Source organism: Rhizobium sp. AAP43, from assembly GCF_001296045.1.
Taxonomy (GTDB): domain Bacteria; phylum Pseudomonadota; class Alphaproteobacteria; order Rhizobiales; family Rhizobiaceae; genus Allorhizobium.
Window position 1 is genome coordinate 115,489 of sequence record NZ_LJHS01000045.1, and the last position, 22,229, is coordinate 137,717.

Below are 22,229 nucleotides of genomic sequence, written 5' to 3' on the forward strand. Positions count from 1 at the left end.
GCAGTCGGGATACAAGGACATTGCTGCGCAGGAAACGGGTGGCGGTCGCGTGGTTGGCGCGCCAGTCTGCCGAGACGCTCCCCCTCTCACAGCCCGAGGCCCGCCAATGACACAGCCGATCCAATTCCAAGCCATGCCCTCCGGCGACGCCGAGGCCCTTCGCAATGGCGGTCTCGACGCCTACAGCCTGGCGCCGGAAAGACGCCTCTTGCCCGGTGGCTATCCGTGCCGCCATTGCCTGGACGAGATTGCCAAGGGCGAGGCCTATCTGACGCTCGCCTATCGCCCCTTCCCCGAGCTCCAGCCTTAGGCCGAGACCGGACTGATCTTTCTGCATTCCGAGACTTGCCCGCGCTATCAGGCGCTGGAAATCTTGCCGCCCATGCTCACCGGCGCCGACTCTATCCTGCGCGGCTATGGCGAGGATCATCGCATCGTCTATTGCAGCGGCGGCGTGGTCGCAACGGAAGCCATACCGGCGCGGGCCGAAGCCTTTTTCACCGATCTGCGGATCACTGACCTGCATATCCGATCGGCCCGCAACAATTGCTACCAGTGCCGCGTCGACCGGAGCCCGGCGGCACCCTGAACCCGCACCAACGCGTGGTTCAGTTGCAATTCACCTTCCCCGTGCAAAGCTCTTGCCGTCGAACAAGAAAACTGGAGGGCACATCATGGACAGACGCAAATTTCTCCTCGCATTCGGGGCCGCTGCCATCCTGCCGAGCGTCGTGCTGCCCGATTTCATCATGCCGGGTGCTGCCATGGCGCAGGAGGCCCCGAGCGAGGAGATGATCCTTCGCCGTCTCGATGCGGCCCCGCAGCGTCAGGTCGCGCCGCAGAACCGGGTGACGATCAACGAGTTCAAGCGTCGGCCGGAGCTGCGCCGCGCAGCCCCCTCGATCGACATACAGGCGATCAATTTTGCCACGGGTTCGGCAGAGATCCCACGCTCGGAATATCGCAAGGTGCGCCAGATCGCCGGCGCCATGGAGCGGATCCTGCGTCGCCGACGCGCGGTGCGTTTCCTAATCGAGGGGCACACCGATGCCGTCGGCTCCGCCTATTCCAACCAGATCCTCTCGGACCGCCGCGCCGCCTCCTTGAAACAGGTGCTCGTCCGCGAATTCGGATTGCCAGCGCGCGTCCTGGATACGGTCGGCTACGGCGAAGACTATCTGCTCGTGCCGGCAGAGCGGGACGAATGGCGCAATCGCCGGGTCACCCTGCGCCGCATCGACGATTTTGTTCGCTGAGGCGCGAGCCGCACGCCTCTTCGAACGCGCTCTAAAAAAGGCGCCCCCGCCATTGCAGGGGCGCCTTTCCCGTTTTCAGCCTTGCGCGTCTCAGGCGACGGCGAGCGCCTTTTCCGGTGCCACGGCTTCGTATCCAAGCGCCTCGGCGACCGGCATATTGGTCACGCGGCCCTTGTGGACATTGAGGCCGTTGCGCAGATGGCGGTCCTCGGCGATGGCGCGCAGACCACGATCGGCGAGCGCCAGACCATGAACCAACGTCGCATTGTTGAGCGCATGAGCCGAAGTCACCGGAACCGCACCCGGCATGTTGGCGACGCAGTAATGCACGATGCCGTCGACTTCATAGGTCGGGTCCGAATGCGTGGTGGCATGGGAGGTCTCAAAGCAGCCGCCCTGGTCGATGGCAACGTCGACGATCACAGCGCCCTTCTTCATGCCGGAAAGCATTTCGCGGGTGACCAGCTTCGGTGCGGCGGCCCCCGGGATCAGCACAGCGCCGATGACGAGATCAGCAGAGAAGACTTCCTGCTCCAGCGCGTCGATGGTCGAATAGACGGTATGAACCCGGCCGCCGAAGATATCGTCCAGCTGGCGCAGGCGTGGCAGGGAGCGATCGAGAATCGTTACGTCTGCGCCGAGGCCAACCGCCATTTTGGCAGCATGCAGGCCGACGACACCGCCGCCGATCACAGTGACCTTGGCAGGCAGCACGCCCGGGACACCACCGAGCAGGATGCCGCGGCCGCCATGGGCCTTCTGCAACGCCGTTGCCCCCGCCTGGATGGCAAGGCGGCCGGCAACTTCGGACATCGGCGCCAGCAGCGGCAGGCCGCCGCGCTCGTCGGTTACTGTCTCATAGGCAATCGCGGTCACGCCGGATGCGATCAGGCCCTTGGTCTGTTCCGGATCCGGGGCCAGATGGAGATAGGTATAGAGAAGCTGACCGTCGCGCAGCTGCGCCCATTCGGAGGGCTGCGGTTCCTTGACCTTGACGATCATGTCGGACTGTTCGAACACGTCCTTGGCAGAGGCGGCGATCTTCGCGCCTGCAGCCCTGTATGCGCCGTCATCGGCGCCGATGCCCGAGCCTGCTCCCGTCTCGATCAGGACCTCGTGGCCATGAGCCACATATTCCCTGACCGCGCCGGGGGTCAGACCGACACGATATTCGTGGTTCTTGATTTCCTTCGGGCAACCGACACGCATTCAGCGTTCCTCTCTTATATGGGCCTTGGCCGCTTGTGGATTGAGATGGTGGAATTGAAGCATCGATCGCGCAGAATGTCCTTGCAAAGTGAAGGAGGCAGACGCAGAAATTTCGCAGGATCTTGCGTCAACGATGCATAAATCGGAGGAATCTACGAATGGCGGAACTCGATGCCATTGATCGTGCCATCCTGAGGGCGCTGCAGGAAAATGCGCGGATGACCAATGCCGAGCTTGCAGAGACCGTCGGCCTTTCGCCGTCGGCCTGCTCGCGACGGCATGACATGCTGGAAAAGGCGGGCGTCATCAGCGGCTATCACGCCAGGCTTTCGCACAAGGCGATCGACTACAAGATGATGGTCATCGTCCACATCTCCCTGTCGGGCCAGTTCGCCAAAACACTGACCGAATTCGAGGCCGCGGTGAAGCGCTGCCCCAATGTACTGGTCTGCTATTTGATGTCGGGCGAGTATGATTACATCCTGCGGGTGGCCGCCAAGGATCTCGAAGACTATGAGCGCATCCACCGCGACTGGCTGTCGGCCCTGCCCCATGTGGTCAAAATCAATTCGAGCTTTGCGCTGCGAGAGATCATTGAGCGTCCTAATGTGGGACTTTGACGTAGCAATCGGGCAAAATTGTAATGACTCGATTCAGCCGGCTCTTACATGTCCCTGCTATAACTGTTGATGTTACGTCATATTGACCTCTATCAGGACGACAGGAATGGCCAATACTCTCGAAATGGATGTTCGCAAGGCTCCCCGCAGCCGTTGCCGCATTGCAACCAAGGTTCGGTATTTCCAGCAGGAAGCCGCCGGGCGGATTATCGACATCTCGCGGACGGGTCTGGCGATCGAGCTGTCGACCAAGCTGAATGCCGGCCCCGGCAGCACAGTGGCCATCGAAACAGACGAGATCGGACTTCTGGAAGGTCTCGTTCGCTGGAATTACAGCGGCAGGCTCGGCATCATGTTCCGCCCCAACAGCAATGCTGCGGCCAAGGTCGACGCCTATTTCCGCAACTTCCACCGCGAATACAGGCCCGTCCTTCATCGATGACAGCGTGAGAATCGCGCTGATTCGGCGCTTGCGCATCCCCCCGATCTCAAGCGGCGCCTCCCGCTCCCCTCCATAACAAGCCCTCCAGCGCATGGTATCCAATGGATTTCAGCCTGGAAATCTACAGAGATACACAACGCGTTTCCATGATACGCGGCATCTTAACGAATTCGCCAAGACGGATTTAACGGATTGCCAGGATTGTGGCGTCACGCATGACGCCGCAATTGACGGAACGCAATTCTATGACCGCAGAAAGCTCACGGCACTCCAGTGCCGCCATGCTCCGCATGCCCTGCCATATCCGGGCCATGCTCACCTATAGCGCACGGCAATATTCCGTCCGGATTCGAGAGATCGGCCATACGATGCTTGTCCTCGATCTGCCCGCACCACTGTCGCTGCCCGATGATGCGGAAATCTACCTCCAATGCGCAGAGTTCGGTCGGCTCGATATCCGGCTCTCCTCCGTTGTCGACCGGACGATGACCGTCAATATGCTGGCGCCCAATGCCGCCATCGCGCAACTCCTCAGCGGCACGGGATTGCCACCACTCTAGTTGCGGCCGGCGCACACCATCACACAACCGTCATTTTGAGGATGCAACTCTCGGCTTTGCGATTAAGCTGGCCCGGTTTTAGAACCGAACCGTTCGGGAGTGTTTCATGACATTGCATCGGCCTTCGCCATTTTCCTCAGTGCTTACCCCTGCCCTTTCCACACCGCTCTCCCGCCGCGCCCTGCTCGGCGGCATCGCGGCGACTGCAGCACTCGTGACGCTGCATCCCTTCGCGGCCCGGGCCGCCGCCAACCAGGCGCATCTGAGACTGATGGAAACCACGGACATCCATGTCAACGTGATGCCCTACGACTATTATGCCGACAAGCCGAATGACACGATGGGTCTTGCCCGGACTGCGAGCCTGATCGACGCCATTCGTGCCGAGGCCGGCAATTCCATGCTGATCGATAATGGCGATTTCCTGCAGGGCAATCCGATGGGCGACTACATGGCCTATCAGAAAGGCATGAAGGCCGGCGACGTGCATCCGGTGATCAAGGCGATGAACGTGCTCGGCTATGATTGCGGCACGCTCGGCAATCACGAATTCAACTACGGCCTCGACTTCATGTTCAACACGCTGGGCGGCGCGCAGTTTCCCTTCGTCTGCGCCAACCTGAGCAAAGGCATGCTGGCGGCCGACCCAAAACAGGATCCGCTCTTCTTCAAACCTTATGTGATCCTGGAGCGGATGATCACCGATGGTGCAGGTGCGCAAAGCCCGATCAAGATCGGCTTCATCGGCTTCGTGCCGCCGCAGATCATGCTCTGGGACGCAAAGAACCTGGAGGGCAAGGCCCAGACCCGCGACATCCTGCAGGCCGCCCGCGCCTTCGTACCCCAGATGAAGGAGGAAGGCGCCGACATCATCGTGGCGCTTTCCCATTCCGGCATCGACGGCAGCGGCGAACGCGAAGGCATGGAAAATGCGGCTCTCTACCTCGCCGGCATCGAAGGCATTGATGCAATCTTCACCGGGCACCAGCATCTGGTCTTTCCTGGCCCGAAGGATTTCGAAAACGTGCCCGGCGCCGATGCCACCAAGGGCACGTTGCTCGGCAAACCCGCCGTCATGGCTGGCTTCTGGGGCTCGCATATGGGCCTGATCGATCTTCTGATCGAAAAGGACGGTCAGCGCTGGAAGATCGTTGACTTCACCTGCGAGGCCCGGCCGATCTATCACCGCGGTGACGACCGCAAGATCGTCGCCGATGCCAAGGACAAGTCGGAGGTCGTTACGGCCATCACGACCGAGCATCAGGCAACACTGGATTATGTGCGCACGCCTGTCGGCAAAACCGACGCGCCGCTCTATTCCTATTTCGCGCTCGTTGCAGACGATCCGTCGCTGCAGATCGTCTCCAATGCCCAGACCTGGTATATCCGCGAGATGCTGAAGGCGGGTGAATACAAGGATCTGCCCATCCTGTCGGCCGCAGCCCCGTTCAAGGCCGGCGGCCGGGGTGGCCCCGACTACTTCACCGATGTTCCAGCCGGCAATATCGCGATCCGGAATGTCGCCGACCTCTATCTTTACCCCAACACTATTCAGGCCGTCGTCATCACAGGCGAGCAGGTGAAGAACTGGTTGGAAATGTCGGCCGGCATGTTCAACCAGATCGACAAGGGCGCGAAGGATGCAGCCCTGCTCAATCCCGATTTCCCATCCTACAATTTCGACGTGATCGACGGCGTCAGCTACCGGATCGATCTGACAAAGCCGGCGCGCTATGGCAAGGATGGAGAGGTTGCGCATGCGGAATCAAGCCGCATCCTCGATCTCCAATATAACGGCAAGCCGATTGATCCGGGACAGCGCTTTGTCGTCGCGACCAACAATTACCGCGCCGGCGGCGGCGGCAAATTCCCCGAGATCGCCTCAGACAAAGTTGTCTTCGTCGGCCCCGACACCAATCGCGACATCATCGTCCGCTATATCGTCGAACAGGGCACGATCAGCCCGTCTGCAGATGGCAACTGGTCTTTCGCCCCGATCGGCGACACCAGCGTCCTCTTCGAGACCGGTCCCAAGGCGCGGGCGTACCTGTCCGCGATCACCTCGGTGAAAATGGAAGATGCCGGCGAAGGCCGCGACGGTTTTGCGAGCTTCCGCATTCAACTCTGAACCTCAATATGGCTCGCGATTCGTCGCGAGCCATGTTCCAAAACTATCAGAGGCTTGCGGCCACTTTCTCCGTTATCAGTTGAGGTGAGAAAGACATGTTCGAGTCAGGCGCGGGGCAGTTGGAAAGCTTGTCCCGGAACGCCTCGATCAACCAGGCCGCGGCCGGACCCGGCGGGGTCGCCGTCTTGCGGATAGCATAGAGCGTGTAGGATCCCTGCTCATAGGCGGGAACGTCGAGATGCACGATCCGCCCCTTGCGCAGGTCCTCGCGCAGGATTGAGGCCGGCAGCCCACCCCAGCCGAGACCACCCCTGATCAATTGATGCTTGGTGGCCATGTCGCTGACCCGCCAGGTCTTGTAGGAGAGCACGTTGAAATCCCGGCCTGCCGTCAGGTCCGATGCGTCGCTGACGACGATCTGCGTTTCCTCGCGCACATCGGCGAGCGTCAGTGTCCTGCCGAGTTTCGCCAGCGGATGATCGGCCGCAGCGGCCGGCAGCAGGAAATTGTGGCCGATCTTGTCGACAGTCAGCGAATCCTCCTGCTCCAGCAGGGCTCCGCCGATGCCGATCGAGGCGCGGCCATTGGTGACCAGTTCCATGATCCGTCCGAGTTCACCAACCTCGATGCGCAAGGAGACCGTCGGGAACCGCTGCTGGAAGTCCCGCAGGATCGACAGCGTCGCCCCCATCGGCACCATGACACTGATCGCCACCGAAAGCTCGGGCTCCAAGCCCTGCACCATGCTGTGCGCCTTGGCCCGCATGACCTGCAGATCCGAAACGATCCGCCGAGCGTCGCTCAGCATGGCGCGGCCGGCATCGGTCAGCAAGGATTGCCGGGTGCCGTTGCGGGCAAACAGCGAGATACCGAGTTGGCCTTCCAGGTTTCCAATGGTGTAGCTGACCACTGACTGGGCGCGATTGAGCTGGCGCGCCGCTGCCGAAAAGCTGCCGGCATCGGCGACCGCGAGAAAGACCTGCAACTGGTCGAGTGTGGGATTTGCATCCATGAGGAACCGTCTAGCCATCCAATTATTCGATAGGATCAATCTAGATTATCACTATTTTACTGATGACAACATCCCTCTAGATCGATGTCGCGGCCACTCCCGGGCCGACAAGTTCATCACGCAAGGATTGCTTCCATGTCCTCCATCCTTCTCATCACGTCCAGCCCGCGCGGTTCGGAATCGCTCTCCAATTCGGTTGCCCAGGACTTTGCCGACAAGCTCAAGGCGCAGAGCGGCGCGACCATCGTTCATCGCGACCTCGCCGAGAGCCCGCTCGCCCACGTTGACGGCACGTTCACCGCGGCCATCCGCAAGCCAGCCGACACGCGCACTGCAGAAGAATCGCAGGCTGCCGAGATCTCCGACGCGCTGGTCGCCGAACTCCTGGCTGCCGACACGATCGTCATCGGCACCGGTCTGATCAACTTCAACATCTATTCCTCGCTGAAGACCTGGATCGACCACGTTGCCCGCGCTGGTCTGACCTTCAAATACACCGAGAATGGCCCGGTCGGCCTGGCGACCGGCAAGAAGGCCTATCTCGTACTGGCTTCTGGCGGCGTCTACTCCTCCGGTCCGGCTGCCGCCATGAACCATGCAGAGCCCTACCTGAAGACCGTTTTGGGCTTCCTGGGCATTGAACTTGTCGAAACGATCTATGTCGAGGGTCTCGCCTACGGTCCGGAAGCTGCCGAAAAGGCGGTTGCTGCCGCCCATACCAAGGCCGAGGAACTGGCTCGCGCCGCCTGACCGCTCATCTGATCCACCGCCTCAGACGAAAAACGCCGACGGTCCTGCCGTCGGCGTTTTTTTTTCATGCGCGATTGTCGCCAAGGGCGGAGCGGAGATGGGCTCAGACGCTGCGTTTGCTCTCGCCGTCCGAAAACAGGCTCACGCCGTTCTGGTCGATGATCTGCTGGGCCTTACGGAAGGCCCCTTCAACGGCATCGTCGCGAGACGTGAAAACATCGGCGCGGATGAAGCTGCGCTCGAGAAGCTGGCCCTCGATCTCCCGCTCGATCCTGCCCGCCAAGCGATATTGGCTGCCTTCGGCGATGGGAAGCGCAAGGATCCGACAATCCTTGTAGGACTGCGCGGCGGCTGGAGCCTCGGCGGCACTTGGAGCGCTGCCAGTGAAGATCGAAAGGATGCGAGACAAAATAGACATGGAATCTCACTAGCATGACCCATCACCGAGCGGAAGCCATGGGATCAGCGTTCACGCGCAGTGTGCCATCACTCAGCCGGACAGCAGCCGCGCCTCAGAAATCGCAATAGCCCGCATCGATGCCGATGCCGTCATCCCAGAGCATCCGGACCTGACAGCTCTCCCGATCGCGCGGGACGATGGGCCCCAGGCATTCCGTCCGCTCTTCGGAGGCATAGAGCTCCACCATCCATTGATGGCCGATATAGGTATCGTATTGCAGACTTTCCCCGGGCTGTAGCAGACCGTATTCTTCAAGAAAGCCATCAAAGCCGATCCAGAAGACACGGGCGGCGAAGGGGGTATCGTTGTGGAAGGCGATGCCTGTCGCGTCCTCAGAGGCGGGCGATGGATCATGGGCCTCTTCGCAGGCTGCCGCCTGCGCCGCTCCTGCGCCAAGTGCCAGCCCGCCGAAGAGGCCAAAGATTGCAGCCATGACCGCAATCGCGGACCTCGACAGACCTGGCATGAGACGCTTCATTTTCACCTCGGAGCATTAGGAGAGATCGTCGATGGCGAAACGCGACCCAGCGATGCCGTGTGGAACATCAGCATCACTTGAGTATCAACTGAAATAGCGATGTCAACAGGCCGGTGCCGGTTTCAATTTTGACATCGAGCAGGCTCCTGTCCTGCTGCCTGAAGTCTCTGGAAGAGCAGGCAAAATCAGAGCGATACGGCTTAGACTCCCGCGCCCGGAACGCGCCGACAGTTCATCGGCTGCCGACAGGATCGACCGGTCAGATGATCAGATTGGCCAGGATCTCATTTTCGGTAATATCCTCAAAGCCGAGCCCTGCGGCTTCGAAGCGCTGGAACAGATCAACGAAATTCTCCCGCCGCCCGGTTTCGATCCCGATCAGGATGGAGCCAAAATTGCGCGCCGACTTCTTCAGATATTCGAACCGGGCGATGTCGTCTTCCGGCCCGAGCAGGTTCAGCACGTCGCGCAGCGCGCCTGGCCGCTGCGGCAGGCGCAGGATGAAATACTTCTTCAAGCCCGCATAGCGCATGGCCCTTTCCTTGACGTCGGGCAGCCGCTCGAAATCGAAATTGCCTCCGGAGACCACAGCGACCACTGTCTTGCCGGCAATCCGCTCCGCCGGCAGCATGGAGAGAGCCGCCAGCGACAGGGCGCCTGCCGGCTCCAGGACCACACCCTCGATGTTCAGCATCTCGGTCATCGTCACGCAGATGGCATTTTCGGGCACGATCTCCACCTGATCGGGGCGAAACTGCTTCAGCGCTTCGAAATTGTGGTCGCCGATCCGGGCAACGGCTGCACCGTCGACGAAATTGTCGACCTTGGGCAGCGTCACGACCTCACCACGTTCGAGGCTTGTCTTCAGGCTTGGCGCACCGGCCGGTTCACAAAACAGGAAGGTGTCCTGGCTGAGCGTGTCGGCAAAATAGCCGGTCATGCCCGAGGAGAGCCCACCGCCACCGACCGGCATGACGATCAGATCGGGCGTCACATCCTCCGGCAATTGCTGGCGAATTTCTGCAGCGACGGTTGCCTGCCCCTCGATGATGTCGGGATCGTCGAAAGGCGGCACCATATGGCCACCGATTGCCTCGACATGCTCACGGGCCGCCGCATAGCACTGATCGAAGATGTCGCCGATCAGGCGGATGGTGATGAACTCACCGCCAAAGGTGCGGGTCTTGTCAATCTTCTGCTGCGGCGTCGTCACCGGCATGAAGACAATGCCCTCCACGCCAAAATGTCGGCAGACATAGGCAAAGCCTTGCGCATGATTGCCCGCCGAGGCGCAGACGAAGGTGGTGCCAGCAGGACTTTCAGCGACGATCTTGCGGAAGAAATTGAAGGCACCGCGGATCTTGTAGGAGCGGACGGGTGTGAGATCCTCGCGCTTCAGATAGATATTCGCGCCGTATCGCGCGCTCAGGTGATCGTTCAATTGCAAGGGCGTTTCCGGAAAGAGACCACGCATCGCCTCAAGCGCTGCTTCCACGTCCATTGCCTTCACCTTGTCCATCCGTTGAAATTTCAGCCGGCTCCCGCTATGGCATAGACGCGGGGCAGAGACAAAGGCTCTTTGTCCGCCAAATCGCGGATGATTTCCTTGAACACCAATCTGCTGCGCTCCGTCGTCTATATTGCTGCGCTGTGCGGGCTTTATCTGTCCACAGCCATGCTGATCCCCGCCATGGTCGACCTCTATTATGGTGACGATGGCTGGTCGCTGTTTGCCATTTGCGCAGCCATGGTTGGCGGCATTTCGCTCCTCGCCTCGATGGCAACGCGCGGCCCACCGCCCGCTTTTTCGAAGCGCATGGGCTTCCTGCTCGTCAATGTTCTCTGGGCTGTCTTTTCGCTCGTCGGCGCCATCCCGCTCTATTTTTCCAACCTCGACCTGACCTTTGCCCAATCGCTCTTCGAAGCGATCTCCGGCATTACCACCACGGGATCGACGGTGATTTCCGGCCTGGACAAGGTCGCGCCCGGCATACTTATGTGGCGCGGGCTGCTCGCCTGGCTCGGCGGCATCGGGATCGTCGCACTCGGGCTCTTCGTCCTGCCCTTCCTGCGCGTCGGCGGCGTCTCCTTCTTCAAGATGGAATCCTCGGATATCGGCGACAAGCCGTTTGCCCGGATCGCCACCTTTACCCGCGCCTTCATGGCCGTCTATGTGGCGATCACGCTTGCCTGCATCGTCTCCTACGATCTTGCCGGCATGAGCCACTTCGATGCAATCATCCACTCCTTCTCGACCGTGGCGACCGCTGGTTTCGGCAATTATGACAATTCCTTCGCTGCCTTCGACAGCCTGACGATCCTGTGGATCTCGACCTTCTTCATGACGGTCTGCAGCCTTCCCTTTTCGATCCTGATCGTGCTTCTGGTACGCGGCCGTCTCGATGCGTTGCGCGATCCACAGATCTTCGTTTTCCTCGGCTATGTGGCAGCCTTCGCGCTTATGGCCGGCATTTACAATCACGTGCGCAACGACATCGCCTTGCCGCTGGCGCTGACCCATTCCTTCTTCAATTTCGCCTCGATCCTGTCGACGACTGGCTTTGCCAGCGAGGACTATACGCTTTGGGGGCCGTTTGCGGTCGCCGCCGCCTTCTTTGCCACCTTCATGGGCGGCTGCTCCGGCTCGACCGCCGGCGGCATCAAGGCATATCGCTTCATCATCCTGTTCAACATCATCGTCACCGGCCTGAAGAAGCTCATCTATCCCAATGCGGTCTATTCGGTCCGCTACGGCAAGCAGACAGTGGACGCCGAGACGCAACGCGCCGTCTTCCTCTTCTTCAGCGCCTATGTGTTCATCTGGGCCATCGGCTCCATGGCCATGGCGCTGGCGGGTTATGATTTTGCCACCGCGACATCGTCCGTGATCACGGCGCTCTCCAATGTCGGCCCCGGTATTGGCCCGCTGATCGGACCTGTCGGCAATTTCGCCATGATGAACGACCCGGAACTCTACATCCTGTCGCTCGCCATGCTGCTGGGCCGACTGGAAGTTCTGACCGTGCTGGTTCTGCTGGTGCCCCTGTTCTGGAAATCCTGATCCGATACGCTTGACGGCAGACCTTTCCCTTCCCACCCTCAATTAAACGGGTGCTGCGGGAGAATCACGATGACGGCACGGATCACGGTCGAGCGGACGGTTGTCAGGCGCTGCTCGTCCATCGTTTCCCCTGTCGTGCTTGCCCTCTTTCTCTGTCCTATTCCGGTTGCGGCAAACGCGCTGGCGGGCCCTCTCCTTGACGCTGCGATCGAAGCCGAGAAGCTGGCAGCGGGTGGCGATGCGCCAGCCGCACTGGCGAGGATCCAGGAAGGCATGGCCCGTTTTTCCGAAAGCCTGCCGCTGACTGTGCCGCGCGCCGTCTTCATCACCGAACGGCCAGCGGCCTATGGCTCCTACACCGCCAAACCGAACACAATCTTCCAGCCCGGCGAACCGCTGATGACCTATATCGAGGTGATTGGGCTGCGCTGGACCAAGCTTGCCGAAGACAAGGTTGAGACCCATTTCACCATAGATATGCAACTCACCAGTGCGTCTGGCCGCCTCGTGGCACTCAAGGAGGGGTTCGGCAATATCCGCTATCCGAGCCGCGTCGCGGCGCAGGAAGTGTTCACCCACCTGACCCTTGACCTCGGCGGCGCAGAACCCGGCGGCTACGTGCTGCGCTACACGGTCAATGACATCGTGTCTGAGCGGTCCGTCTCCTTCGAGCTGCCTTTCTCGATCGCCAAGCCGGGCTGAAATCCGTCACTGTGCCATGGTCGAGCGATGGGCCCAGCCCGTCATGCGCTTTTCCACCCAGGCCATCAGCGCGTACATGGCAATACCTTCAACGGCGAGCGCGAGGAGCCCGGCAAAGACCAGCGGCACGTTGAACTGGCTTTGCGCCGAGCTCATCATGTTGCCGAGGCCATAGTTGGATGCCACCGTCTCAGAGACAACCGAGCCGACAAAGGCGAGCGTGATCGCGATCTTCAGCGAGCCAAAGAAGTAAGGCATCGAGCGCGGAATGCCGACCTTGAGCATGATGTCCATCTTGCGCGCACCAAGCGCCCTCAGCACATCCTCCGTCTCCGGCTCAATCGTGGCGAGACCGGTCGCCACATTGACGACGATCGGGAAGAAGGAAATGAGGAAGGCAGTCAGCACCGCCGGCACCGTGCCGATGCCGAACCAGATGACGAGGATCGGCACCAGCGCCACTTTGGGGATCGCGTTGAAGCCGATCATCAGCGGATAGAGCCCGGCATAGATGGTCTTCGACCAGCCGACAAAAAGACCAAGGGCGAGACCGGCGACAACCGCGATCAGGAAGCCGAGCGTCGTCGTATAGAGCGTCTGCAACGAGTTCTTCCAGATCGGCGACCAGTATTGCACGATCGCCTGAAAAACCCTGCTCGGCGCCGGCAGAACCGTCGGCGGCGTATCGAGCAGGATGACCGCCACTTCCCAGAAGGCAAAGAGGCCGACCGTATAGAGGACAGGGGCAGCCTTCACCCAGTCGATCCGCTGCACCCAGGGCTTTGCGCCCAGCGCCTTATCGCGCGTTTGAAGCATGGTCATGCCACCACCCTCGCCTTTGCGATCTCGCCATGCAGGACATGCACCATGTCGTTGAAGGCGTTGTCATAGGTCAGCTCGATTTCACGCGGACGGGCAAAGGGCACCGTGTGTTCCTTGACCACGCGACCGGGGCGCGCACTCATCACGAAGATGCGGTCGGCAAGGAAGACCGCCTCGCGCAGGTCATGGGTCACAAGCACGATGGTTACGCCTTGTGCCGCATGCAGATCGCGGATCACGCACCACAACTCTTCGCGGGTAAAGGCATCCAGCGCGCCGAAGGGTTCATCGAGCATCAGGAGATCCGGCTCATGGATCAAAGCGCGGCAGAGATTGGCGCGCTGCTGCATGCCGCCGGACAGTTGCCAGGGAAATTTAGAGCCCACCCCTTTGAGACCAACAATCTCCAGAAGGTTTTCCGCCTTCTCGATGTATTCTCGTCTGTTGGCCCGCAGCCGATGCCGGTGTTTCTCGACGATCTCAAGCGGCAGGAGAATGTTTTGAAGCGTCGTTCGCCAGGGCAGCATGGTCGGGTTCTGGAAGGCCATGCCTACGATCGACACCGGCTTGGTCACCTGCTGGCCAGCGACGATGACCACGCCGGACTGCGGAATATGCAGTCCCGTTACCAGTTTCATCAGGGTCGACTTGCCGCAACCGGAGGGTCCGACCACGGCGGCGAACTCGCCCTTCTCGACGCGCATGGTGAGACCGGACACGGCCAGCGTACCGTCGGCGCCGCCATAACGCATGTCGACATTGTCGATGGAAACCAGATGAGACATGGGGGCTCCGGTCAAGAGAGGATTTTCCAACCTCCCCTCAAGGGGAGGTCGCTGCGACGTGGCGGGTGAGGTGATCTTGCGAAAGCTCACCGCACCCCGGCCCTGCGGTTCGACCCTCCCCCTTCATGGGGAGGATCAAGCCATCAAGGCAGCATGCGCTCTTCCTTGGCCGGCAGGAACGAGGCGTCAAAAACCTGCTCCGCCTTCACATTGCCCTTCAGGCCCATCGACACTTTCAGCGTCTCAATCGACGCACCAAGACGGGTCATGTCGACGCCGCCTAAGCCGTTCTCGACCACGTACGGCGTCTTGATGTTCATGGCATTCGCCATGCCCAGGCGTTCCGCCTCGATTTCGGGATTGAGTGTCTCGTTTCGCTTAAGAACGGCCGCCACGCCCTCTTCCGGATTGGCGACGGCATCTGCAAAGCCCTTGGCAAGTGCCTTGAGGAAGCCCTTTACCGCCTCAGGGTTCTCTGTGGCGAAATCGGTATTCACCAGAACGCTGTTGCCATAGAGGTTCAGCCCGTTCTCAGCCATCAGGATGGTGGCAATGTCGTCGTCGGCAATGCCTTGCGCCTTGAGGTTCAGGATCACCGAGAAGGCGAAACCGAAGACGGCATCGACATCGCCCTTGGCCAGCATTGGCTCGCGCACCGGAAAGCCGATGCTCTCGATGGTGATGCTGCTGTCGTCGATGCCGGCGACCTGCTTGAAGGCCGGCCACTGGGCAAAGGCCCCATCCGGCGGCGGCGCGCCAAGCTTCTTGCCCTCAAGCGACTTGGGATCCTCGGTGATGCCAAGGGATTTGCGACCGACGACCGCAAACGTCGGACGTTCATAGATCATCATCACCGCCTTGATCTTCTGGCTCGGATCCTCGTCAAGGAACTTGATCACCGAATTGATGTCACCGAAGCCCATCTGATAGGCGCCGGTTGCGACGCGCGGGATCGCCTCGACCGAGCCATTGCCCGAATCGATCGTCACATCGAGCCCCTCCGCCTTGAAATACCCCTTGTCCAGCGCCAGCAAAAAGCCTGCGGCCGGGCCTTCAAATTTCCAGTCCAGAGTGAACTTGATGGCCGTCTCAGCCCGGGCTTGCGCCAGCGGCAGCGCAAGCCCGGCCGTCAGGCCCGTGGCCAGAAGCGCTGCTGAAAAGAGACGTCTGGTGATCATGATTTTGCTCCCCTTGTTATTTGATGGGCACATCAAAGCAGGTTTCAAAGGAGAGGCAAAGCCGAAAATGCTCAAACTTTCGCCAAATCTGGACGTGCTTATTTTATAGCCGTATGGGCCCTGGCTTGCACAAAGATACTGACGCCTCCGAACGAACGGAAAAGGCTCTCAGGCACAGATGGATCATGATTGAGATTGGTGCGGACGGCGGGGATCGAACCCGCATGACCGAGGCCGAGAGATTTTAAGTCTCTTGCGTCTACCAGTTTCGCCACGTCCGCGTCGGCGCTTTGTCAGCGGTCTCGGCAAAAAATGCAAGTCGTGTTTCACACCTGGCGCGCAATGAATCCCGGCTAAATGCACCGGCGGACCGGCTGAAAGGCTAAGCAGACGCCTGCGGCAAAGCCCGGGCCCTTTCATGAGCAAGGAGGGTGATGCGGGACACAAGAGGACGGTCACGCCAAGGGAAAGGCCACGATCTTGCCGCGATTGCGCCAATATTCCCCTAGATATTAATGGGAATTAACAGGTGGTGGTGCGGTTATTGCGCCCGGCTCTACAGGCATTTGCGATGAAAAAATTGATTTTTCGCAGCAGCGACATTGGGATGTTCGTTATGCTGGCGCTTTATCTGGTCGCGGATTTCCCAACCGCGGATTTGGCGGGGCAATTTGCCACCCTGCCGGCGATCCAGTCGGCCCTTGCCATCCTCGCCGCGATCCCGGCACCGCCGCAGGGATTTCAGGTGCTGTTGATGGCAACACTGCTGACCACGTCACTGTTTGGCCATCTCAGCCAGCCGCGCCAGGATTGAACGGCCGGCCGGTGGGCAAAGAGCGCCACTGCGGCGACGCTCAGGCTTGAACGTCGATGAACACCACACCCAGTTCCTTGGGTGTGCGCCAGCGAACCTCGCAGGCGTGCTGTGTCCCGTCTTCGAAGCGCAGATCAAAGACATGCGGGATCGGAACCGTTGATTCGAAGACCACCTTTGCGCCGCCCACCGACAGATTTCGGATGGTGCAGTCAAAGGTGGAATGACCGTTGCCGATGACGGCTCGGGCTGCTTTCAGTGCCCGCATGCGCGGGTGCTGGCGTTTTTCGCTGGCCTCCTGCATGGCCTGAAACCTTCCGTTCGCGAGATGTGACGTTCCGCACATCCTGCCCAAAAGAGTTAAAAACACTCTCAACAAGCCGGAAGAAATCTGGCCCTTTGCAGCCATGACGCGAAAAAGGGCGGATGAACCGCCCTTTTTGCTGATCAATTGTACCGAAAATTAGTCTTAGACGAGCTTGGCGGCAAGCTTTGCCACATGGGCACCCTGGAAGCGAGCACCTTCGAGTTCGATCTCGGAAGGCTGACGCGAGCCGTCGCCATGGGTGATGGTCGACGCGCCATAAGGCGAGTTGCCCATGACTTCCGTCACGCCCATCTGACCCTGGAAGGCGTAAGGCAGGCCGGCATAGAGCATGCCGTGATGGAGGAAAGTCGGAATGAAGCCCATGATGGTGGTTTCCTGGCCGCCATGCTGGGTCGCGGTCGATGTGAACATCGAGCCGAGCTTGCCGACAAGCTTGCCCTGCGCCCAGAGGCCGCCGGTCTGGTCCCAGAAATTGCGCATCTGCGAAGCGACCGTGCCGTAACGGGTGCCGGCGCCAACGATGATGGCGTCATACTGGTCAAGTTCGGCGGGCGTTGCGATCTCGGCCTTCTGGTCCATCTTGTAGTAGGAAGCCTTGGCGACCTCCTCGGACACCAGTTCCGGCACGCGCTTGACGGTGACGTCCGCGCCGGCCGATTTTGCCCCTTCGGCAACGGCATAGGCCATGGTCTCAATGTGACCGTAAGCCGAATAATAGAGAACCAGTACCTTGGCCATGTCGTATCTCCTCTTGAATGTGCCGGGACCCGGCGTGTTCGGTAAAAGACTTAGCGCAAACTGGCGGCACGACCAGCCCCGTGGGCGGCAACGCAGTGTTCACCCGAACGATGCCTTCGCTTCTCATCGCCGTCACAAACCGCTAGGACAACAGCCTCTCAATCCTTAGACCCCGAAATCTCTGAAGGACCTTCCGATGAGCGACACCATCCAGACTGCAGCCATGCTCGCCATCGGCGACGAACTCCTGTCCGGCCGGACCAAAGACAAGAATATCGGCCATCTCGCCGATCTCCTGACGGTCGCAGGCATCGATCTCAAGGAAGTCCGCATCGTCTCCGACGAAGAAGAGGCGATCGTCGAGGCGCTCAATGCACTGCGCGCCCGCTATACCTATGTGTTCACCTCGGGCGGCATTGGCCCGACGCATGACGACATCACCGCCGATGCTGTGTCGAAAGCCTTTGGCCTGCCCTGCCTGCATGACCCGGATGCGATGAAACTGCTCGGCGACATGTATGCCGGGCGCGGGCTCGAATTCACCGAGGCGCGCCAGCGCATGGCCCGGATGCCGCAAGGGAGCCGCCACATCCCGAACCCGGTCTCCACCGCCCCCGGCTTCATCATCGGCAATGTCCATGTCATGGCGGGCGTGCCGCAGGTCTTCCAGGCCATGATCGCGCATGTCATCGGGACGCTGCCGGCCGGTCGCCGCGTCTTGTCACGCTCGATTGCCTGCCCCTTTGGCGAAGGGGATATCGGCACGGCCCTCGGCGCCATCCAGAAGGCCCATCCCGAGACCTCGATCGGCTCCTACCCGCATTTCGACGGCCTGCGCTTTTCCACCGAATTGATCGTGCGTGCCCGTGATCAGGCGGTCGTGGATGCGGCAGCCCACGATGTCGAGGCGATGATCGAAGCGATCAGGGCCGAGAAAAACGCCGCGTCAAAGCTCGATCTCGGCACCGGCGAAGTCGCCTGACAAAGGGAGAACCGCCTTGACCAAGGTCAAGGCGGAACCCGGCCATGACCGTCATAGTTGTCCCCATGCCGGCCACGAACCGGCGCTGCAAAGGGAGACTGCCATGACCTATCGCACGCTACTCGCCATTCTCGACACGCCGAAGGACGCCCGCCAAGTCATCGATTTCGCAGCAGCCCTCGCCAACCGTTCCGGTGCACATGTGATCGGCGCGCATGCCGAGGCCATGGCCATGGTGCCGATGGTGGCGCCGATGGAAATCCCCGATCCGGCGACCGTTCAGGCGCTGCAAGACATGGCGCATCACGAGACCGAAACGGTCGAGAAGATCTTTCGCGACATGGCCACGCGCGAAGGGCTTTCGCATGAGTGGCGCAGCTTCGTGACCTCTTCCGGCATCAACTCGGCCTCCCTGATCGAGAGCGCGCGCAGCGCCGATCTGGTGATTGCCGCCCAGGGCGAAGGCGGATTGCTCAGCGAGACCCGCTCGGAGCTTGAAAGCTTCCTGTTCGAGAGCGGTCGCCCCGTTCTCCTCATTCCCTATATCCTCAAGGAACCGCGCCCCATCCGCCGGGTCCTCATTGCCTGGAACGGCTCGCGTGAGGCCGCACGCGCCACTTTCGATGCCCTGCCCTTCCTCAAGGAGGCCGAAGAGGTCGAGATCTTCAGCGTCGACCCGCCGGAGACACCGGCTCAGTCAGCCGCCATGGCCGGCGCCGAGATTGCGGCTGCGCTTGCCCGCCATGGGATCAAGGTCACGGTCACCTGCCAGGAAAAGACGGGGCTTTCCCCCGCGGCGGCCATCGAGAACCGGCTGTCGGACAGCTCCATCGATCTTCTCGTCATGGGCGCCTATGGCAACAAGCGCTGGTGGGAAGTCCTGTTTGGTGGCGTTACCCGCACCATTCTTGATTCGATGACGGCGTTGACGCTTCTGTCGCGTTGACAGCGCCCCACTTTCGGCGCGGTGCCCGGGTCTTGCCAGTCGCGGCCAATTGCCGTTAATAGCTCGGCCAATGTCGGGAGCCCTGCGGGGCGAATTCCGCGCGGTCCATTGCCGCGCGGACAGCGTTTTCGGCCCGTTCTTGCGGTCGCTCCCGTCGAAGACGCCATTCTAACGCGCCGATGACAGGTGCGCCCAAGCGGAGCCAAACGCCGATGTCCCTTCCCGATAAAGCCTTTCCCGTTTCCTGGGACCAGTTCCACCGCGATGCCCGTGCGCTTGCCTGGCGTCTTGCCGGTCTCGGCCAGGAGTTCCGTGCCATCGTCTGCATCACCCGCGGCGGCCTGGTCCCGGCGGCGATCATCTCGCGCGAGCTCAATATTCGCCTGATCGAAACGGTCTGCGTCGCGTCCTACCACGACTATGTCAACCAGGGTGAAATGAACCTGCTCAAGGGCATCACGCCCGAGCTGATGGAAAATGGCGGCGAAGGCGTGCTCGTCGTTGACGACCTGACGGATACCGGCAAGACGGCGCTGGAAGTGCGTCAGATGATGCCCAAGGCGCATTTTGCCTGCGTCTATGCCAAGCCTAAGGGCGTACCGACGATCGATACCTTCGTTACCGAAGTCAGTCAGGACACCTGGATCTACTTCCCCTGGGACATGGGCTTCACCTATCAGGAACCGATTGCCAAGGGTTCCAAGGGCTAAGGCAGCTTGTGAATACAGGATCCGATGGATCACTCAGAACCCGCGCATGGCGCGGGTTCTTTTCGTTTCAGAGCCCTCATCGGTCATCGGTCACCGGTCAGGCCGGCAGGCGACGATCATATTCGCCCTTCAGGCGCAGCCAGCCGTCCCAGAACGGTTCCGCCCGTCCACCCGAAAGCGTCGCCGCCAGAATGTCGAGATGCATGTGCCAGCCTGCACCGACCATCAAGAGATTGGCCCGATCGGTGATCCGACGATGGGTCACGGTGAGCAGAACCGCGTCCCCCTCGGGCCGAAGGTCGAAACTGACTTCTCCACTCTCGCCCCAGGTAAAGACGAGCCGCTTTTCCGCCTGGAGTTCCAGAACGCGGCTCGTCATGCGCATCTCTTCGGCAAAACCGTCCGGCCGTGCCCCAGGCGGCTCGGTCAATTCGTCATTGCGCCAGACAAGTTCGAACGTCGCGCCGGCCTTCTGCTCCATGGCGCCGTCAGCCAGCCATTTGCGACGCTTGTCGGCGTCGATCAGATAGGCCCAGATCCGCGAGGCCGGTCCCGGCAAAAGCCGCTCGATCACCAGCGTCGCCGGTTCCGCAAGCCGGCCATAGGGGTGGACTGCAAGTCTTTCGGTCATTCTCAGTCTCCATCCGTTTTTGGGGATAATGCGGCATCCTCCGCTCGGAGAAGCCGTTCGAGAACATCCAGCCGGCCGGTCCAGAAGCGCTCATAGGCACTCAGCCACTGGTGAGCGCTGGCCATCGGCTCCGGCTCCAGTCGGCAGAGATGGGTTCGCCCCCGAACCTCGCGGCGCAGCAGGCCAGCGGCTTCCAGCACCTTGATATGTTTGGAGGCTGCGGCGAGCGACATGGCATAGGGCTCGGCCAGTTCGCTGACCGTTCGGGTGCCATCCGCAAGATCGGCCAGCATCCGACGACGCGTCGGGTCGCCGAGGGCATGAAAAACTCTATCGAGTGACAAAGATGTTTGCTCAACCATACGGTTGAATATGCGTGGCGCGCCGATAATTGTCAACCAAATGGTTGAACATTATCGATTGCCGCTCAAAGGCTCAGGCCACCGACCATACCGCTAACCACCGCCAGGAAGATCGCACCCCAGAAAAGCGACCATCCCGAGAAGACCTTGCCCCGCCAGGAGCCGGGCCGTTCCTGCCCGCGATAGGCCGTCTCTTGATCCGTTTCGCCATAATGCTCTTTCGGTTCGTCCGACATCATCTTTCCCTTTCGTCGTCGCCAGCCTGAAGGCGCAACAGCCGAACAGCGTCTGGGTTCCGCCCACACCGTGAAACTCAGGCCAAACGCCGTGGAACCGAGCCCCCTCTCCTCCGTTTCTGACGCAGGACATGGAGAGGCATCATGCAAACTCAATCGAAATTCGGCTGGATGGCACGGACCGGTTACAGCGCCCGTGGCATCGTATTTGTGCTGATCGCCGCGCTCGCGCTCGCCTCCGGCATCGCAGGCGGGCAACCGGACACGCAGTCTGCCTTCAGGGCACTGCTCAGCCAACCCTTCGGGCGGGTCTGGATTGGCCTTGTCGGGCTTGGCCTTGCAGGATTTGTCATCTGGCGTCTTGCCCAGTCATTGGCAAATGCAGACGGGCAGGACGACGATGCCAAAGGCTATCTGATCCGAGCGGCGCTGTTCGGAAGCGCCATCACCTATGCAGGGCTTGCCGTGACGGCTCTCACCCTGGCATTGCAACTCGGCGGCGATAGCGGATCGGGCGGCGAGCGGGGACTGGCCGCCTGGATCATGGCACAGCCCTTTGGCCGTTATCTGGCCGGTCTCATCGGGCTTGGCTTTATGATCGGCGGGGCGGTGACAGCGGCCAAGGGGATCAAACGCAGTTTCGGGAAATATCTCGATCTCGACGCAAACCGGAACACGCCGGCCGTACTGATCTCCATCTACGGCCTTGTCGCTCGTGGCGTGGTCTTCGCCATCATCGGTGCCTTTTTTGTCTATGCCGCCTTTAAGATCGATCCCGGACAGGCTGGGGGCATGGCAGAGGCACTCGCCTGGGTCCGCCAATTGCCCTTTGGCGGCGTGATCTATGGGATCGTGGCTCTCGGCCTTGGGGCGTTTGGCCTCTACAATTTCGTCGAGGCGCGCTACCGCCGGATCCGCACGCCGAGTGCCGGCGATCTCCGACAAGAACTGATGCCGCAAAGGCCGGGCTTGCTGTGATACAAAGAAGGCGCCGCAGCGATGCGGCGCCTTTTATCATG

General features: G+C 60.8%; 26 protein-coding genes, 1 tRNA gene and 1 pseudogene. 14 read left to right on the forward strand and 14 right to left on the reverse strand.

Annotated elements, in window-relative coordinates; translation table 11 throughout:
• Positions 1-106 precede the first annotated feature (106 nt).
• Positions 107-589, forward strand: a pseudogene (locus tag IP76_RS20020) (DUF1203 domain-containing protein).
• A gap of 160 nt (positions 590-749) precedes the next feature.
• Positions 750-1,256: an OmpA family protein gene (locus IP76_RS20025; protein ID WP_245281520.1), complete on the forward strand. Its 507-nt coding sequence runs from the start codon at positions 750-752 to the stop codon at positions 1,254-1,256.
• Between the two features lie 90 nt (positions 1,257-1,346).
• On the opposite strand, the gene ald is transcribed toward IP76_RS20025, so the two are convergent.
• Entirely contained in the window at positions 1,347-2,465 is a 1,119-nt protein-coding gene (gene ald, locus IP76_RS20030) for an alanine dehydrogenase (RefSeq protein WP_054159993.1), read from the reverse strand.
• A gap of 158 nt (positions 2,466-2,623) precedes the next feature.
• Between ald and IP76_RS20035 the strand changes: the two genes are divergently transcribed.
• From IP76_RS20035 to IP76_RS20050, 4 genes are all read left to right on the forward strand, one after another.
• Complete coding sequence (locus IP76_RS20035; RefSeq protein WP_054159994.1) at positions 2,624-3,085, forward strand: Lrp/AsnC family transcriptional regulator; 462 nt, start codon at positions 2,624-2,626, stop codon at positions 3,083-3,085.
• A gap of 106 nt (positions 3,086-3,191) precedes the next feature.
• The gene (locus tag IP76_RS20040) at positions 3,192-3,527 is read left to right on the forward strand and encodes a PilZ domain-containing protein (protein ID WP_054159995.1); all 336 of its coding nucleotides are present in this window, start codon (positions 3,192-3,194) and stop codon (positions 3,525-3,527) included.
• 245 nt (positions 3,528-3,772) lie between these two features.
• Positions 3,773-4,087, forward strand: a complete 315-nt coding sequence (locus IP76_RS20045; protein ID WP_156318654.1) for a hypothetical protein — start codon at positions 3,773-3,775, stop codon at positions 4,085-4,087.
• 106 nt (positions 4,088-4,193) lie between these two features.
• Positions 4,194-6,215: a bifunctional 2',3'-cyclic-nucleotide 2'-phosphodiesterase/3'-nucleotidase gene (locus IP76_RS20050; protein ID WP_054159997.1), complete on the forward strand. Its 2,022-nt coding sequence runs from the start codon at positions 4,194-4,196 to the stop codon at positions 6,213-6,215.
• Positions 6,216-6,261: 46 nt separating this feature from the next.
• Here IP76_RS20050 and IP76_RS20055 read toward each other — a convergent pair whose 3' ends face one another.
• Positions 6,262-7,227: a LysR family transcriptional regulator gene (locus IP76_RS20055; protein WP_054159998.1), complete on the reverse strand. Its 966-nt coding sequence runs from the start codon at positions 7,225-7,227 to the stop codon at positions 6,262-6,264.
• A 135-nt stretch (positions 7,228-7,362) separates the two neighbouring features.
• Here IP76_RS20055 and IP76_RS20060 point away from each other — a divergent pair, with 135 nt between their 5' ends.
• Positions 7,363-7,977, forward strand: a complete 615-nt coding sequence (locus IP76_RS20060; RefSeq protein ID WP_054159999.1) for an FMN-dependent NADH-azoreductase — start codon at positions 7,363-7,365, stop codon at positions 7,975-7,977.
• A gap of 103 nt (positions 7,978-8,080) precedes the next feature.
• Here the strand turns inward: IP76_RS20060 and IP76_RS20065 are convergent, their stop codons facing one another.
• From IP76_RS20065 to ilvA, 3 genes are all read right to left on the reverse strand, one after another.
• Positions 8,081-8,395, reverse strand: coding sequence for an HlyU family transcriptional regulator (locus IP76_RS20065; protein ID WP_054160000.1), 315 nt, complete (start codon positions 8,393-8,395; stop codon positions 8,081-8,083).
• A 94-nt stretch (positions 8,396-8,489) separates the two neighbouring features.
• The gene (locus tag IP76_RS20070; RefSeq protein WP_082352639.1) at positions 8,490-8,915 is read right to left on the reverse strand and encodes a hypothetical protein; all 426 of its coding nucleotides are present in this window, start codon (positions 8,913-8,915) and stop codon (positions 8,490-8,492) included.
• 259 nt (positions 8,916-9,174) lie between these two features.
• Positions 9,175-10,425, reverse strand: coding sequence for a threonine ammonia-lyase (ilvA, locus tag IP76_RS20075; RefSeq protein WP_197278392.1), 1,251 nt, complete (start codon positions 10,423-10,425; stop codon positions 9,175-9,177).
• Positions 10,426-10,521: 96 nt separating this feature from the next.
• Here ilvA and IP76_RS20080 point away from each other — a divergent pair, with 96 nt between their 5' ends.
• Complete coding sequence (locus IP76_RS20080) at positions 10,522-11,976, forward strand: TrkH family potassium uptake protein (RefSeq protein ID WP_054160038.1); 1,455 nt, start codon at positions 10,522-10,524, stop codon at positions 11,974-11,976.
• Positions 11,977-12,045: 69 nt separating this feature from the next.
• The gene (locus IP76_RS20085; protein WP_054160002.1) at positions 12,046-12,678 is read left to right on the forward strand and encodes a hypothetical protein; all 633 of its coding nucleotides are present in this window, start codon (positions 12,046-12,048) and stop codon (positions 12,676-12,678) included.
• Between the two features lie 6 nt (positions 12,679-12,684).
• Here IP76_RS20085 and IP76_RS20090 read toward each other — a convergent pair whose 3' ends face one another.
• The 4 genes from IP76_RS20090 to IP76_RS20105 all read right to left on the reverse strand — a co-directional run bounded on the left by IP76_RS20090 (position 12,685) and on the right by IP76_RS20105 (position 15,744).
• Positions 12,685-13,500 (reverse strand): ABC transporter permease, encoded by an 816-nt coding sequence (locus IP76_RS20090; protein ID WP_054160003.1) that lies wholly within the window; start codon positions 13,498-13,500, stop codon positions 12,685-12,687.
• Positions 13,497-14,285, reverse strand: coding sequence for an ABC transporter ATP-binding protein (locus IP76_RS20095; RefSeq protein ID WP_054160004.1), 789 nt, complete (start codon positions 14,283-14,285; stop codon positions 13,497-13,499). The genes IP76_RS20090 and IP76_RS20095 overlap by 4 nt, the downstream gene beginning before the upstream one ends.
• 143 nt (positions 14,286-14,428) lie before the next feature.
• Positions 14,429-15,463, reverse strand: coding sequence for an ABC transporter substrate-binding protein (locus IP76_RS20100; protein ID WP_197278390.1), 1,035 nt, complete (start codon positions 15,461-15,463; stop codon positions 14,429-14,431).
• 196 nt (positions 15,464-15,659) lie between these two features.
• Positions 15,660-15,744: transfer RNA gene (locus IP76_RS20105), tRNA-Leu, on the reverse strand.
• Between the two features lie 248 nt (positions 15,745-15,992).
• Between IP76_RS20105 and IP76_RS20110 the strand changes: the two genes are divergently transcribed.
• Positions 15,993-16,277, forward strand: coding sequence for a hypothetical protein (locus IP76_RS20110; RefSeq protein WP_156318656.1), 285 nt, complete (start codon positions 15,993-15,995; stop codon positions 16,275-16,277).
• Between the two features lie 40 nt (positions 16,278-16,317).
• Here IP76_RS20110 and IP76_RS23555 read toward each other — a convergent pair whose 3' ends face one another.
• Complete coding sequence (locus tag IP76_RS23555; RefSeq protein ID WP_245281519.1) at positions 16,318-16,728, reverse strand: PilZ domain-containing protein; 411 nt, start codon at positions 16,726-16,728, stop codon at positions 16,318-16,320.
• A gap of 18 nt (positions 16,729-16,746) precedes the next feature.
• Positions 16,747-17,343 carry an NAD(P)H:quinone oxidoreductase gene (gene wrbA, locus IP76_RS20120; protein WP_054160007.1) on the reverse strand — a complete coding sequence of 199 codons (597 nt, stop codon included), beginning with the start codon at positions 17,341-17,343 and terminating at the stop codon, positions 16,747-16,749.
• A gap of 196 nt (positions 17,344-17,539) precedes the next feature.
• Here wrbA and IP76_RS20125 point away from each other — a divergent pair, with 196 nt between their 5' ends.
• From IP76_RS20125 to gpt, 3 genes are all read left to right on the forward strand, one after another.
• Complete coding sequence (locus IP76_RS20125; protein WP_054160008.1) at positions 17,540-18,325, forward strand: competence/damage-inducible protein A; 786 nt, start codon at positions 17,540-17,542, stop codon at positions 18,323-18,325.
• A gap of 103 nt (positions 18,326-18,428) precedes the next feature.
• The gene (locus IP76_RS20130) at positions 18,429-19,271 is read left to right on the forward strand and encodes a universal stress protein (protein ID WP_054160040.1); all 843 of its coding nucleotides are present in this window, start codon (positions 18,429-18,431) and stop codon (positions 19,269-19,271) included.
• A 212-nt stretch (positions 19,272-19,483) separates the two neighbouring features.
• Complete coding sequence (gene gpt, locus IP76_RS20135) at positions 19,484-19,981, forward strand: xanthine phosphoribosyltransferase (RefSeq protein ID WP_054160041.1); 498 nt, start codon at positions 19,484-19,486, stop codon at positions 19,979-19,981.
• A gap of 97 nt (positions 19,982-20,078) precedes the next feature.
• On the opposite strand, the gene IP76_RS20140 is transcribed toward gpt, so the two are convergent.
• From IP76_RS20140 to IP76_RS23180, 3 genes are all read right to left on the reverse strand, one after another.
• Positions 20,079-20,612, reverse strand: coding sequence for an SRPBCC family protein (locus IP76_RS20140; protein WP_054160009.1), 534 nt, complete (start codon positions 20,610-20,612; stop codon positions 20,079-20,081).
• 2 nt (positions 20,613-20,614) lie between these two features.
• The gene (locus IP76_RS20145) at positions 20,615-20,974 is read right to left on the reverse strand and encodes a helix-turn-helix transcriptional regulator (RefSeq protein WP_054160010.1); all 360 of its coding nucleotides are present in this window, start codon (positions 20,972-20,974) and stop codon (positions 20,615-20,617) included.
• Positions 20,975-21,039: 65 nt separating this feature from the next.
• Entirely contained in the window at positions 21,040-21,210 is a 171-nt protein-coding gene (locus IP76_RS23180; protein WP_156318657.1) for a hypothetical protein, read from the reverse strand.
• 144 nt (positions 21,211-21,354) lie between these two features.
• On the opposite strand from IP76_RS23180, the gene IP76_RS20150 reads away from it, so the two are divergent.
• Complete coding sequence (locus IP76_RS20150; RefSeq protein WP_054160011.1) at positions 21,355-22,188, forward strand: DUF1206 domain-containing protein; 834 nt, start codon at positions 21,355-21,357, stop codon at positions 22,186-22,188.
• Positions 22,189-22,229 lie beyond the last annotated feature (41 nt).

What these genes read in the sequence shown, in the direction of transcription:
- IP76_RS20145 (WP_054160010.1), bottom strand. Translation starts at nt 20,974, where the DNA reads ATGGTTGAGCAAACATCTTTGTCACTCGATAGAGTTTTTCATGCCCTC.
- IP76_RS20125 (WP_054160008.1), top strand. Translation starts at nt 17,540, where the DNA reads ATGAGCGACACCATCCAGACTGCAGCCATGCTCGCCATCGGCGACGAA.
- IP76_RS20150 (WP_054160011.1), top strand. Translation starts at nt 21,355, where the DNA reads ATGCAAACTCAATCGAAATTCGGCTGGATGGCACGGACCGGTTACAGC.
- IP76_RS20085 (WP_054160002.1), top strand. Translation starts at nt 12,046, where the DNA reads ATGACGGCACGGATCACGGTCGAGCGGACGGTTGTCAGGCGCTGCTCG.
- IP76_RS20045 (WP_156318654.1), top strand. Translation starts at nt 3,773, where the DNA reads ATGACCGCAGAAAGCTCACGGCACTCCAGTGCCGCCATGCTCCGCATG.
- IP76_RS20095 (WP_054160004.1), bottom strand. Translation starts at nt 14,285, where the DNA reads ATGTCTCATCTGGTTTCCATCGACAATGTCGACATGCGTTATGGCGGC.
- IP76_RS20065 (WP_054160000.1), bottom strand. Translation starts at nt 8,395, where the DNA reads ATGTCTATTTTGTCTCGCATCCTTTCGATCTTCACTGGCAGCGCTCCA.
- IP76_RS20025 (WP_245281520.1), top strand. Translation starts at nt 750, where the DNA reads ATGCCGGGTGCTGCCATGGCGCAGGAGGCCCCGAGCGAGGAGATGATC.
- ald (WP_054159993.1), bottom strand. Translation starts at nt 2,465, where the DNA reads ATGCGTGTCGGTTGCCCGAAGGAAATCAAGAACCACGAATATCGTGTC.
- IP76_RS20130 (WP_054160040.1), top strand. Translation starts at nt 18,429, where the DNA reads ATGACCTATCGCACGCTACTCGCCATTCTCGACACGCCGAAGGACGCC.
- IP76_RS20035 (WP_054159994.1), top strand. Translation starts at nt 2,624, where the DNA reads ATGGCGGAACTCGATGCCATTGATCGTGCCATCCTGAGGGCGCTGCAG.
- gpt (WP_054160041.1), top strand. Translation starts at nt 19,484, where the DNA reads ATGTCCCTTCCCGATAAAGCCTTTCCCGTTTCCTGGGACCAGTTCCAC.
- IP76_RS20140 (WP_054160009.1), bottom strand. Translation starts at nt 20,612, where the DNA reads ATGACCGAAAGACTTGCAGTCCACCCCTATGGCCGGCTTGCGGAACCG.
- IP76_RS20070 (WP_082352639.1), bottom strand. Translation starts at nt 8,915, where the DNA reads ATGAAGCGTCTCATGCCAGGTCTGTCGAGGTCCGCGATTGCGGTCATG.
- IP76_RS20060 (WP_054159999.1), top strand. Translation starts at nt 7,363, where the DNA reads ATGTCCTCCATCCTTCTCATCACGTCCAGCCCGCGCGGTTCGGAATCG.
- IP76_RS20050 (WP_054159997.1), top strand. Translation starts at nt 4,194, where the DNA reads ATGACATTGCATCGGCCTTCGCCATTTTCCTCAGTGCTTACCCCTGCC.
- wrbA (WP_054160007.1), bottom strand. Translation starts at nt 17,343, where the DNA reads ATGGCCAAGGTACTGGTTCTCTATTATTCGGCTTACGGTCACATTGAG.
- IP76_RS20100 (WP_197278390.1), bottom strand. Translation starts at nt 15,463, where the DNA reads ATGATCACCAGACGTCTCTTTTCAGCAGCGCTTCTGGCCACGGGCCTG.
- IP76_RS20090 (WP_054160003.1), bottom strand. Translation starts at nt 13,500, where the DNA reads ATGACCATGCTTCAAACGCGCGATAAGGCGCTGGGCGCAAAGCCCTGG.
- IP76_RS20040 (WP_054159995.1), top strand. Translation starts at nt 3,192, where the DNA reads ATGGCCAATACTCTCGAAATGGATGTTCGCAAGGCTCCCCGCAGCCGT.
- IP76_RS20055 (WP_054159998.1), bottom strand. Translation starts at nt 7,227, where the DNA reads ATGGATGCAAATCCCACACTCGACCAGTTGCAGGTCTTTCTCGCGGTC.
- IP76_RS23180 (WP_156318657.1), bottom strand. Translation starts at nt 21,210, where the DNA reads ATGTCGGACGAACCGAAAGAGCATTATGGCGAAACGGATCAAGAGACG.